At 73.1% G+C, this 10,376-nt stretch carries 8 protein-coding genes and 2 pseudogenes; 4 read left to right on the top strand and 6 right to left on the bottom strand.

From position 1 onward, the window contains the following. Positions 1 to 5: 5 nt before the first annotated feature. From ABZ562_RS02080 to ABZ562_RS02065, 4 genes are all read right to left on the bottom strand, one after another. Positions 6 to 1,106, bottom strand: a complete 1,101-nt coding sequence (locus ABZ562_RS02080; RefSeq protein ID WP_361472672.1) for an alpha/beta fold hydrolase — start codon at positions 1,104 to 1,106, stop codon at positions 6 to 8. A 57-nt stretch (positions 1,107 to 1,163) separates the two neighbouring features. Then, a complete protein-coding gene (locus ABZ562_RS02075; RefSeq protein WP_361472669.1) occupies positions 1,164 to 2,261 on the bottom strand; it encodes an AI-2E family transporter in 1,098 nt (365 codons plus the stop codon). A 231-nt stretch (positions 2,262 to 2,492) separates the two neighbouring features. Then, positions 2,493 to 3,266: a LysR substrate-binding domain-containing protein gene (locus tag ABZ562_RS02070; RefSeq protein WP_361472667.1), complete on the bottom strand. Its 774-nt coding sequence runs from the start codon at positions 3,264 to 3,266 to the stop codon at positions 2,493 to 2,495. Between the two features lie 16 nt (positions 3,267 to 3,282). Next, positions 3,283 to 4,863, bottom strand: a complete 1,581-nt coding sequence (locus ABZ562_RS02065) for a glutamate synthase-related protein (RefSeq protein ID WP_361472664.1) — start codon at positions 4,861 to 4,863, stop codon at positions 3,283 to 3,285. Between the two features lie 241 nt (positions 4,864 to 5,104). On the opposite strand from ABZ562_RS02065, the gene ABZ562_RS02060 reads away from it, so the two are divergent. From ABZ562_RS02060 to ABZ562_RS02045, 4 genes and pseudogenes are all read left to right on the top strand, one after another. Further along, complete coding sequence (locus tag ABZ562_RS02060) at positions 5,105 to 7,066, top strand: beta-N-acetylglucosaminidase domain-containing protein (protein WP_361472661.1); 1,962 nt, start codon at positions 5,105 to 5,107, stop codon at positions 7,064 to 7,066. 43 nt (positions 7,067 to 7,109) lie between these two features. Next, on the top strand, positions 7,110 to 7,838 hold the full coding sequence (locus ABZ562_RS02055; protein WP_361472658.1) for a transporter substrate-binding domain-containing protein: 729 nt from the start codon (positions 7,110 to 7,112) through the stop codon (positions 7,836 to 7,838). Between the two features lie 74 nt (positions 7,839 to 7,912). Next, a pseudogene (locus tag ABZ562_RS02050) lies at positions 7,913 to 8,365 on the top strand (TerB family tellurite resistance protein); the annotation flags it as partial. Between the two features lie 15 nt (positions 8,366 to 8,380). Continuing rightward, positions 8,381 to 8,722, top strand: a complete 342-nt coding sequence (locus ABZ562_RS02045; RefSeq protein WP_361473254.1) for a metalloregulator ArsR/SmtB family transcription factor — start codon at positions 8,381 to 8,383, stop codon at positions 8,720 to 8,722. 414 nt (positions 8,723 to 9,136) lie between these two features. Here the strand turns inward: ABZ562_RS02045 and ppk2 are convergent, their stop codons facing one another. Together ppk2 and ABZ562_RS02035 are read right to left on the bottom strand one after the other, a co-directional pair. Next, on the bottom strand, positions 9,137 to 9,997 hold the full coding sequence (ppk2, locus tag ABZ562_RS02040; RefSeq protein WP_361473251.1) for a polyphosphate kinase 2: 861 nt from the start codon (positions 9,995 to 9,997) through the stop codon (positions 9,137 to 9,139). After that, a pseudogene (locus ABZ562_RS02035) lies at positions 9,997 to 10,239 on the bottom strand (inorganic phosphate transporter); the annotation flags it as partial. The pseudogene ABZ562_RS02035 and the gene ppk2, both read right to left, overlap by 1 nt. Positions 10,240 to 10,376: the final 137 nt, after the last annotated feature.

The following is a 10,376-nucleotide window of genomic DNA, read 5'->3' as shown; positions in this document are numbered from 1 at the left end:
GGTCGCTAGGCCAGCGCCCAGGCGACATCCCTGAGCAGGGCGTGCCGCCAGCCCGCCCGGTCGTGGCCGGACGCCGACCGCGAGACCCGTACGGTCGCGCCGGCCCGCTCGGCCAGGGTCTCGGTCAGCTCGCAGTGGGGCAGCATCCGTGTCTCGTGTTCCCCCACGTCGAACGCGACCCGCAGGCCGGACAGGTCCGGGCGCTCCCGCAGGCGCGCGGCGAGGGCGCCGCCGACCGGGCCGCCCAACGGGTCCGGCAGATCCGTGGCACCTGGGCTCCACCAGAACGACCCCGACTGGCAGGCGACGCGGTCCACCAGGTCCGGGAACTCCAGCGCCGCGTACATCGCGCTCAGCCCGCCCAGGCTCTGCCCGGCGACCACCAGCCGGTCCGGGGCGGCGGGTGCGCCGGATTCCGCCACCAGCGGCAGCAGTTCGTCCCGGATCGCCTCCCACAGCCCGGACCCGCACGCGAACTCGGCCTCCCGGTCCTTGGCCGGGAGGAAGACGAGCGTCGCGGCGGGCATCCCGCCACTGGCGTGGGCCGCGTCGAACGCGGCCATGGCCGGGTGCAGATACAGCCAGTCGTCCCCGTCGAGCAGCAGGACCACGGGCCCGCCGCCGCCCACCGGATGGACGCGCACGGTGCGCCGCCCGCCGAGCCGTTCGCTGCTCCAGCGGATCCGGGTGCGGGGGAGGGGGAGCACGTCCGTGTCGCCGATGACGGGCCAGTGCGGCTGGGCCGGGGCGTCCGGGGTCGCGGCGATGGACCGGTCGCCGCCGGCACCGGCCGGGTTGAACGGGTCGGCGTGCGCTTCGTCGCCCACCAGGAACTGGTAGGTCACCCGCAGCCGCGCGGGCATGCGCACCTCGGCGTACCAGCAGTCGGTGTCTCCCCACCGGCGCAAGGGGACGGGCTCCGACCAGCTCTCGAAGACGACGGTCGCCGGGGACCCGCGCCACAGGAACAGGGTCACCCAACCACCGCCCGCGGACGGTATCGAGGCCGGTGTCCCCGCCGCGTCCCAGAACGCGTCGGTGCCGGGTGTGCCGGGCAGTCCGAACGCGGCGAAGGCGTTGTCGATGTCGGCCGTGCCCAGGCGCATGAACGTCTCCTTGGGAGAAGGAAGGGACGCGGATAAGCCTCCGTCACTTAGGCTAGCCTAACTGGCCCGTTCGCTGGTCTCCGGTTCGTGCCGCGGGTCGCTGAGCTGCTCGCGCAGGTAGTTCCAGACCACCGCGATCAGCGCGGCAACCGGTACGGCGAGCAGGCTGCCCACGATGCCCGCCAGGCTGCCGCCCAGCGTCACCGCCAGCAGCACCACCGCGGCGTGCAGGCCGAGCCCACGGCTCTGGATCATGGGCTGGAACACGTTGCCCTCGAGCTGCTGCACCACGACGATGATCGCCAGCGCGATCAGCGCGTCCGTCACGCCGTTGGACACCAGCGCGATGAGCACCGCGACCGCGCCCGCGAACAGGGCGCCCACGATCGGCACGAACGCGGAGACGAAGGTCAGGACCGCCAGCGGGAGAACCAGCGGCACCCCCAGAGCCCACAGTCCGAGCCCGATGAGGACGGCGTCGAGCAGGCCGACCAGGGCCTGGGAGCGCACGAAGGCGCCCAGAGTGTCCCAGCCCCGCGCGGCCACGACGGGGATGTCGGTGGCGAGCCGGCCGGGCAGTTGGCGGGTGAGCCACGGCAGGAAACGCGGGCCGTCCTTGAGGAAGAAGAACATCAGGAAGAGCGCCAGAACGGCGGTGACCACACCGTCGACCACGGTGCTCAGCCCCGTGACCACCGTGGTGATCATGCTTCCGGCGCCGCTTTGTATGCGGGCGGCCGCGGCGTCGGTGGCCTCGGAGATCTGGGCATCGCCGATGTTCAGCGGTGGCCCGGCGACCCACTGGCGCACCTCGTGGATGCCCGCGGCCACGCCGTCGGTCAGCTGGCCGGACTGGGATGCCACCGGTACCGCGATCAGCGCCACGATGCCCGCGGCCACCAGCAGGAACACCACGGTCACGGCCGAGGCGGCCAGGGCCGGAGGCCACCCGCGCCCGCGCAGGAAACGGGCCGGGGGCCACGTCAGCGTGGTAAGGAGCAGGCCGACTATGAGCGGCCACACGACCGACCACATGCGGCCCAGAAGCCACAGCAGCACCGCGGCCATCACCAGGACCAGGAGCGACTCAAGGGAAATACGCGCCGATGCGCGGAGCGCGGCGCGGGTTCTCGTCGGATTCAACATGGCAGGCATGGGACCACCGGTACCCTCTTCGCGCTTCGCTATCGCCGCTGTTCAACGGCGCGTTCTTCCGCCCGGGCCCGGACAGCCCGGGGTGTGGAAGCAGCGTACCGGGGCAGTCGGCAGTGACGATCTTGACGCCGATACGCGAGGGGGCCGCCGCCCATGACCACGTCCGGCCGTCGGCCACGTAACGGTCGCCAGACACCTTCAGCCTGTGCAATCTCTCGGTCTGCTTCGGGCTCATCGCCCTTGTTCTCCTCGCGGCGGGCACCGCCGTGAAGGCCGGTGTCCGGGCGGCCGAGGACCATCCTGTCGCCGCCGTGGCCCTGGGGCTGGTGGCGCTTTCGGCCGCCGTGGCCATTCGCCGCCGCCGTGCCGGCCGACACCCGTCCCCGGCCCCTGCGGCGCGCGGCGACGTGCAGGACGTCCACGGCGTCGGCCTGCTCCTGCTCCAGGTACTCGTCCCGCAGAACGCCCTCCGACTCTCCCGTGCCGCTGGGTGAGCCGGGTGGCCCGGATCGCCTCGCTGGGCGCGTGGCCGAGCGCCGGGACGCCCGCCACGCCGAGCCCCGTGGAGACCAACTCCCGTGCGACGTCGTAGGCGTTGCTCCGGAACGCCACCTCCGCGTCGAATCCCGCGGCCGCGCACAGCCGGACCAGCGAAAGGGCCTCGGCCGTGCCCTCCGCGCCGGTGATCCAGCGGGCCTCGGCCAGTTGGGGAAGGCTCGCCCCCAGCCGGCTGTCCGCGGACCGCAGCAGGACCAGGTCCTCACGCAGCAGGGGGTGGCGGGTCAGCCGGTCGCTCGCCGTCGGGAAGCTGCCCAGCCTCAGCCGCCCGGTGACACCGGTGGCCGGCTCCCGTACCTGCTGGTCCAGATCGTCCAGGGGGGCCAGGGCCCGGCCACTGAGGTCCACCAGCCGGTGGGCCGCGGCTGTCGGCCGGATCCCGTGCGCCTCCCGCTCGAACAGGACGAGACCGGTGTCCCGCCCGCCGGCGGACCGTGAGTCCGCCACCGCACGAGACGTCGTTTCAGTTCCAGCGGTCGGGGTCGGCGGCGTTCCAGTCGGCCGCCCAGGACCCGGGGGGCTCGGCGAGCAACTGCCCGTGGCCGAGCCACTCGTACAGCTCCTCGTACGAGCGCAGCGTGGAGGGATCGACGCGCCGGTGAAGCATGCGCGGGCGCAGCTGCGCGGGATCGGTGACCCCCATCGACGCCATGATCTGCAGCGCGCTCGCCACCGTCGCCTCCTGCAGGCGCCGTACCCGGGGCGTCTTGTCGCCGACGTCGAGGGCGCGGGCCCGCCGGGGGTCCTGGGTGGTGACGCCGGTGGGGCAGGTGTTCGTATGGCACCGCTGGGCCTGGATGCAGCCCACGGCGAACATCATCGCCCGCGCGGCGTTGCCGTAGTCGGCGCCCTGCACCATGCGCTTGACCAGGTCGGTACCGGTGGCGATCTTGCCGCTCGCGCCGATCTTGACCCGGTCGCGCAGCCCCGCGCCGACGAGGGCGTTGTGCACGGTGAGCAGCCCCTCGGTGAGCGGGGCGCCGATGTGGTCGGCGAACTCCAGGGGCGCGGCGCCGGTGCCGCCCTCGGCCCCGTCCACGACGATGAAGTCGGGGGCCGTCCCCTCCTCCCGCATGGCCTTGCACACGGCGAGGAACTCCCGGCGCGAGCCCACGCAGAGCTTGAACCCGGCCGGTTTGCCGCCGGACAGCTCCCGCATCCGGGCGATGAAGCGGACGAGTTCGCGCGGCGTGGAGAACGCCCGGTGGTACGGGGGTGAGATGACCGTCCGGCCTTCGGGCACCTCCCGCACCCGCGCGATCTCGGCGTTGACCTTGGCTCCCGGCAGGACCCCGCCGATGCCCGGCTTGGCGCCCTGCGAGAGCTTGAGCGACACGCACTTCACCTGGTCGTGCGCGGCCTTGTCGGCGAACTCGCCGGGGTCGAAGTCGCCGCCCCGGGTGCGGCAGCCGAAGTATCCGGTGCCGATCTCCCAGATGAGGTCGCCACCCGGCCGCAGGTGGTACTCCGACAGGCCGCCCTCGCCGGTGTCATGGGCGAAACCCCCGGCCGCCGCGCCCCCGTTCAGGGCGAGGATCGCGTTCGCCGAGAGCGACCCGAAGCTCATCGCCGACACGTTCAGCAGCGCCATGTCGTAGGGGCGGCCGCAGTCGGGCCCGCCGACGCGCACCCGCGGCGCCGTCCTGGGCACCGGGCAGGGAGCCATCGACGGCACCAGGAACTCGTACCCGGGCTGGTAGACGTCCCGTTCGGTGCCGAACGGCTCCTCGGCGTCGGTGCCCTTCGCCCGCTCGTAGACGATGCTGCGGATGTCCCGGTCGAAGGGGCGCCCGTCGAAGTTCCGCTCGATGAAGTACTGCTGGAGTTCGGGGCGTATCCGCTCCATGAGGAAGCGGGCGTGGCCCAGAACGGGATAGTTGCGCAGCACCGAGTGCCGGCGCTGCAGCAGGTCCCAGGAACCCAGCAGGCCCAGCAGGGCGAGCGGTACGGCGGCCGGCCACCACCAGGGCGAGATCCCCACCGCGGCCACGCCCGACGCAAGGGCCGCGACCACCATCAGGACGACGATTCCGATGCGTGTCATCCTCGGCTGGTTGCCCAGCGGCCGTACTCCATGCCCGTGGCGCGGTCAAGAGATCTTCAAGCCCGCTGTCGGCGGACCCGGGACCACCAGGGGATTCGCCGGTCCCGAGCCATGGGTATGTGTCTCCGGGAAATCGCGCACCGGGCACCGCGTCCGTCCCGCCGTTCACTCCGCTCCACGTGTCACCGTCGTGCACCGCCGCCGTACGCCACGCCATGCCACGCCACGGAGGAGAAGTTCCATGCGCCGAAGCTCCCGCCCCCTCGCCGCTGTGATCGCGTTCCTCACCTTCCTCGGGCTGCTGCTGCCCACCGGCGCCACCGCCGCCACCGGCGCGCGCTCCACACCGTTGCCGTCCGTCGTCCCGCGTCCGCAGGCGATGGCCCGGCTGGGCCCGGACGTCAGGGTGCCCGCCGAGGTGCGCGTGGTCTACGGCGACGGGGTGGACCGGCCCACGCGCGAACTCGTCGCGGCCGTGCTGCGCCGGGCGGGGGCGAAGCGCCTGCGGGGCGGTTCCGGGCCGGGGCTGACGGTGACCGTGGGGCGGCTCGCCGAGGCCCGGGTGGCGAAGGCGCTGCGGTCCGCCGGGGGCCGGGCGCCCGGGGAGCTGCCCGCGCAAGGGTACGCGCTCGCCGCGAGGGGGAGCGCGGTGGCGCTCGCGGGCGCGGACGCCGACGGGACGTACTACGCGGCGCAGACGCTGCGCCAGCTGGTCACCGGCGCCCGGAGGATCGCCTCGGTCTCGGTCGTGGACCATCCGCTGATGCCGCTGCGCGGGGTGATCGAGGGGTTCTACGGAAGCCCGTGGACCCACGCCGAGCGCATGGACCAGCTGGCGTTCTACGGGGACGTCAAGATGAACACGTACATCTACGCGCCCAAGGACGACCCGTACCACCGGGAGAAGTGGCGCGAGCCGTACCCGGCCGACCGGCTCGCCCAGCTCGGCGAGCTGGTCCGGCAGGCCACCGCCCACCATGTGCGGTTCACCTTCGCGCTCTCGCCCGGCAACTCCCTCTGCTACAGCGATCCCGCCGAGTTCACGGCGCTGCGGACCAAGCTGGGGGCGATGTACGACCTCGGGGTGCGCAGCTTCTCGGTGCCGCTGGACGACATCAGCTACACCCGGTGGAACTGCGATGCCGACCGCGCCGCCTACGGCGAGCCCTCGCGGCGGGCCGCGGGCGAGGCGCAGGCCGATCTGCTGAACCGGGTGCAGAAGGAGTTCCTGGACGCCCGCGAGGGCACCGCGCCGCTCCAGACGGTGCCGACCGAGTACGGCGACGTCACCGACACCGCGTACAAACAGGCCCTGCGCGAGCGGCTGGACCCGCGCGTCGAGGTCATGTGGACCGGCACCGACGTGGTGCCGCCGCGGATCACCGTGGCCGACGCCGCCCGGGCCGCCGCCGTGTGGGGGCGCAAGGTGTTCGTCTGGGACAACTACCCCGTCAACGACTACGGCCAGGCCGAGGGACGGCTGCTGCTCGCCCCGTACGACGCCCGCGAGGCGGGTCTGCACCAGCAGCTCTCCGGTCTGGTCCTCAACCCGATGAACCAGGCCGCCGCCAGCAAGGTCGCCCTCTTCGGCGGGGCGGCCTTCGCCTGGAACGACACCGCGTACGACCCGGACCGCACCTGGCGGGCCGCCGCCGCGTACCTGGCGGGCGGCGAACAGGACGCGGCCACCGTCTCCGCGCTGCTGTCCTTCTTCGACACCCAGCACCTCGCGCCCACCTTCGGCGCCGAGCCCTGGCAGCCCCAGGCGCCCGAACTGGCCGCCCGGCTGGCCCGGTTCGGTACCGACTGGGACGCCGGACGGCGGCGGGCGGCGCTGGCCGCCCTGCGCCCCTTGGCGGCGCGGCTGGCCACGGCGCCGGCCACCATCCAGGCGGGCGTGGCCGACCGCGGCTTCGTGGCGGACTGCGCGCCGTGGCTGGACGCGCTGGCGCTGTGGGGGCGCGCGTTCGAACGCACCCTGGACGCGCTGGGCGCCCGGCTCGACGGCGACACCCGGAAGGCCGAGCGGTGGTTCGCCGAGGCGTCGTCGCTGGCCGGGCAGGCCGGGCGGATCCGTACGATCCCGGGCGAGACCCGCCCCGAGGGCCCGGTCCGTGTCGCGGACGGCGTGCTCGACACCTTCCTGGCGGCCGCGCCCGGGCTCGGCGGGTCCCCTGGGCGAGGTGGAGGCTCCGATGGGTGAGAGCGGTCCGGGCACGGCCGGTGGCCGTGCCTAGACTCGGTCCATGGAGATCACCGACCTCGCCGCGCTCGCCCGCGACCTCGCCCCCGCCGGAGCGCTGCGCGCCTCCGTCAACCTCGGCAACCCCGTCCTCGCCCAGGGCACCCCGGACGCGCCGCGCGGGGTCACCGTCGATCTCGCCGGTGAGATAGCGCGGCGCCTCGGCCTGCCCGTGGAGTTCCTGTGCTTCGACGCGGCCCGCAAGTCCTACGAGGCCATGGCCGCCGGCCGCGCCGACCTGTGCTTCCTCGCCGTCGAACCGGCCCGTGAGGCGGAGATCGCGTTCACCGCCCCGTATGTGCACATCGAGGGGGTGTACGCCGTCCCGGCCGAGTCCACGCCGCGGACGCCGGAGGACGTGGACCGCGAGGGCGTCCGTATCGGGGTGAAGCAGGGCTCCGCCTACGACCTGTACCTGACGCGCACCCTGCGCCACGCCACCGTGGTCCGGGGCGCGGAGGGGACGGACGTCTTCCACGCCCAGAACCTGGAGGCCGCGGCCGGAATCCGGCAGCCCCTCACCGCGCACGTCGCCGAACGGCCCGGGCTGCGCCTGGTCGAGCCCGCGTTCATGACCATCCGGCAGGCCGTCGGGACGACGAGGACGCGACGGCCGGAGACGGTGCGGTTCCTGAGCGAGACGGTGGCCCACCTGACGGCGTCCGGGTTCGTCGCCCGGGCGCTGAGCCGGGCCGGACAGGACCCCTCCCTGGCCGCGCCCACGGAGCCGTGACCGGACCGCCCGTCACGTCACCGCGGCGACGGGCGATGGGCGATCATTGGGGGAGTACCGACAAGGAGATGCGCATGGCGCTGTGGGACCGCCTCAGGGACTCGATCCAGGCGATGCAGGCTCAGCTCACGGCGAGAAAGCAGGAGTTGCGGAGCGGGGCGTTCCGGGATGCGAGCATGGCGATGTGCGCCCTGGTCGCGGCGGCCGACGGCACGATCGACCCGTCCGAACGGCAGCGCGTCGCCCAGCTCATCGCCACCAACGACGTGCTCCAGAACTTCCCTTCGGACGACCTCCACCGCCGCTTCGAGGACCACCTCGACGAGCTGAGCGCCGATTTCGCCCTCGGCAAGGTGAGCGCCATGCGGGTGATCGGCAAGGCGAAGAGGAAGCCCGCCGAGGCACGGGCCGTCATCCAGATCGGCATCGTCATCGGCTGCGCCGACGGCTACTTCGACGAAAGCGAACGGGCCGTCGTCCGCGACGTCTGCTCGGCCCTGGACATCCCGCTGGCCGAGTTCGACCTCCACCGGGCCCTCCGCGTGCCCCGCCAGTACCGGGCCCCGGACGGCCCCGAGGCCGCCCTGCCCGGCGACGACCTCCAGGTCTTCCTCAAGGCGCTGGCGAGCGCAACCCGGCAGCGGGTCTTCTCGCACTTCGCCGACGGGGAGGAGCTGACCGTCGGCGAGATCGCCGAGCGCGCCGGGCTCGGGCCGTCGACCGCCTCCGAACACCTCGCGGTCCTCCGGCGTGGCGGCCTGCTCCAGTCGACGCGCAGCGGCAAGCTGGTCCGCTACCGCGCCGACCGGGAGGGCATCAGCGAACTGCTCGGGCAGCTCCAGTCCTACCTTCTCGCCCCGTCCGAAGCGCGGGACCGCCGGTGACCCCGGCCGCGCCGGGGAAGCGACGCGCGCCGCTTCCCCGGCGCGGCCGGGCCCGCTCACCGCGGGGTGAGTCTGGTGGGGCGGGTGCGGATGACCGCCTGCCCCATACGGTTCAGCCCGGCATTCGCCGCCCTCCGTCCACCTCGCCGGCCTGATGGACGTCCTGCTGGACGGGGAACAGGCCATCGAGGTCCCGCGTTCGACGCGGCCCGCACTCGGCGGCGCGCCCGCCCCGACGGCGAGTCGGGCCTGCGCACCCTGCGCGTCGTCCTGGCCGCGTACGCCTCCCTGCGCAGCGGACGCCCCGCCGCCGTCGGTGAGCCCGTCGCGTCCGCGTGAACGACGACGCCGACGGCATGCGAAGGGGCCCGGCCGTTTCCCCGCGGCCGGGCCCCATCGGCGTCATGCGCCACGTCAGCGCGGGTCGTCCTCACCCGCCTCCAGCAGACCCGCCGCCGCGCCCACGACGCGCGGATCGGCGGTGCCGACGACCTCCTCGTCCTTGTCGGTGTAGTCGAAACGGGCGAGCACACTGCGCATGGCCTCGACCCGGGCCCGCTTCTTGTCGTTGCTCTTGACCACCGTCCAGGGCGCGTAATCCGTGTCCGTCTCGCGGAACATGGCGACCTTCGCGGCGGTGTAGTCGTCCCAGCGGTCCAGCGAGGCGAGGTCCATCGGGCTGAGCTTCCACTGCCGTACGGGGTCCACCTGGCGGATCGTGAAGCGCGTGCGCTGCTCGCCCTGGGACACCGAGAACCAGAACTTCACCAGGTCCACCCCGTCGTCCACGAGCATCCGCTCGAACATCGGCGCCTGGCGCATGAAGCGCCGGTACTCGTCCTCCGCGCAGAAGCCCATGACCCGCTCGACACCGGCCCGGTTGTACCAGGACCGGTCGAAGAGCACGATCTCGCCCGCGGTCGGCAGGTGTTCCACGTACCGCTGGAAGTACCACTGGCCGCGCTCGCGCTCGGTCGGCTTCTCCAGCGCGACGACGCGTGCGCCACGCGGGTTGAGATGCTCGGTGAAGCGCTTGATCGTGCCGCCCTTGCCGGCCGCGTCCCGGCCCTCGAAGACGATGACGAGCCGGCGTCCGGTCTCCTTGATCCAGCTCTGCAGCTTCAGCAGTTCGATCTGCTGGAGCCGCTTGTGCCACTCGTACTCCGGGCGCTCCATGCGCTGCGCGTACGGGTAGTTCTCCCGCCACGTGTCGACCGGGCTTCCGTCCGGTCGGATGAGCACGGGGTCGTCGTGATCGGTGTAGTCGACCCGCAGGTCTTCTGCGCGTCGTTCGTGCCGTGGGCGAGCGAGACCAGCGAGGCCGAGGCGATCTGGCCGATCCGGAAGCCCTTGGTCACCGACTTCTTACGGGCCCGGTCGGTGAGCCGGTATGCGAGGTAGGTGGCCAGCAGCGCGGCGACACCGGCCACGAGCGGCGAGGCCACCGCCGGGATGAGCACCTTCTCGATGACCTTGTCGAAGTGCACGCCATGGGCGCCCGCCCCGACCCACACGGCCCGGCGCAGGCCAATGCCCGGCGAACGCGAGGCAAAGGTAGTACAAGGGCCGCGCACAGGTGGTGGACGTGGCGGGGGAGGGGAACGCACGGCCGCTCCCTCACCCACAACGCGCCCGAGACGTACCCCGCGCGGAC

The sequence above is a fragment of the Streptomyces sp. NPDC019937 genome (assembly GCF_040631655.1).
GTDB lineage: Bacteria > Actinomycetota > Actinomycetes > Streptomycetales > Streptomycetaceae > Streptomyces.
This window is presented reverse-complemented; position numbering and strand designations above follow the sequence as displayed.